Raw genomic sequence first — 1,133 nt, forward strand, 5'->3', positions numbered from 1 at the left:
AGGATCTCTTGAGTCACTTTTCGCGATGGCATCCCACCAAGTTGATCGAGCCACTCTTTGTCGTAGGGAATACCAAACTTCTGACAAGTTTGTTCCCATGCATGAGCGTGTGCAACCATAGAATTGACCAGAGTCCCATCGAGATCAAAAATAATTCCTTTATATTTATCTAACTTTGGCATAGTCAATCTCTCATATTGTTTTGAGACTCATACTACTAATCACCATACATAAAACCTATTCATGATCGTCTTAATATGATCTTATTCAACAATCCGACAATTAAACGAATTGATGCAATAAAAGCCGTTGTTTTACTATTGAAATCATATTTTGAACACATCTCACCCATTTTTACTTAAACCAAGTAGAGTTGCATAAATTGAAGATGATATAGTCCACGAAAATCAAATACCTTGGACACGACCATGCATTCTAGCGACATCATCAAATTGGCAAATTTAGGCGTTAATATCGAAATTTCAAAAGACTCTTCATTACATCCTTCTGATGCGTTGGAAGTGGTAAAGATTGTTGCTGAAATCGGTAGCCAAATCGTCATCAAGAAGAAATACCACACGGACTACCTGATTCAGATGGCTGAAGTGGGCCGTGATCATGTGACGATCGCTGTTTAAGAACCGCCACTATTTCGAAATTGACATAACCTCAGCTTCAGCAGTTTAGAGCGACATGTTGATATAAAAATGCAGCATATTGGGGGCAATATGCTGCATTTTCTCTTTTCGTTATGAGCATCGAGAACGCAAAGAGAAACTGGTTAATTATTCTAGGTAGAGTTAGTGGTCAAACAATCTCGGAACACCCGTTTGAACACAAACTTCATTCAAACGTTTTTGTGCCGTCAGTATATTCTCTTTCCAGCGTTCATCTTGAGCCCACATCTCGATCACGAGTGGTACAACGCACTCAGTCTCTTTCAACGTTTCAAAAATAGCATTGAAGTCAACTTCGCCATCACCAATCACTAAGTCTCGAAACTGCCCTTTGTACTCGTCAGTCACTTTATAAGTGTCTTTGAGGTGGATCTGAGTGATATGAGGCTTACTCAGTTTTAGCTCCGTCACTATGTCGTAATTCCAACCAGAGATATTGCCCACATCAGGATACGC

The 1,133-nt window shown here is 39.6% G+C and carries 3 protein-coding genes; 1 reads left to right on the forward strand and 2 read right to left on the reverse strand.

Features of this window, described 5'->3' with window-relative positions:
• Positions 1–182 (reverse strand): HAD hydrolase-like protein (locus tag AB4496_RS21670; RefSeq protein ID WP_372131934.1); only part of this gene is annotated, 182 nt, incomplete at its 3' end.
• Positions 183–428: 246 nt separating this feature from the next.
• Here AB4496_RS21670 and AB4496_RS21675 point away from each other — a divergent pair.
• Positions 429–638 (forward strand): hypothetical protein, encoded by a 210-nt coding sequence (locus tag AB4496_RS21675; protein WP_009845895.1) that lies wholly within the window; start codon positions 429–431, stop codon positions 636–638.
• 162 nt (positions 639–800) lie between these two features.
• On the opposite strand, the gene AB4496_RS21680 is transcribed toward AB4496_RS21675, so the two are convergent.
• Positions 801–1,133, reverse strand: a 333-nt coding sequence (locus AB4496_RS21680) for a TIM barrel protein (protein WP_372131936.1), incomplete at its 5' end; no start/stop codon positions are given.

Origin of the sequence: Vibrio sp. 10N.222.46.A1, from assembly GCF_041473595.1 — a bacterium.
GTDB classification, from domain to species: domain Bacteria; phylum Pseudomonadota; class Gammaproteobacteria; order Enterobacterales; family Vibrionaceae; genus Vibrio; species Vibrio tasmaniensis_A.

Excerpts from the sequence above, each read along its gene's own strand:
- AB4496_RS21675 (WP_009845895.1), top strand. The coding sequence starts at position 429 with ATGCATTCTAGCGACATCATCAAATTGGCAAATTTAGGCGTTAATATC.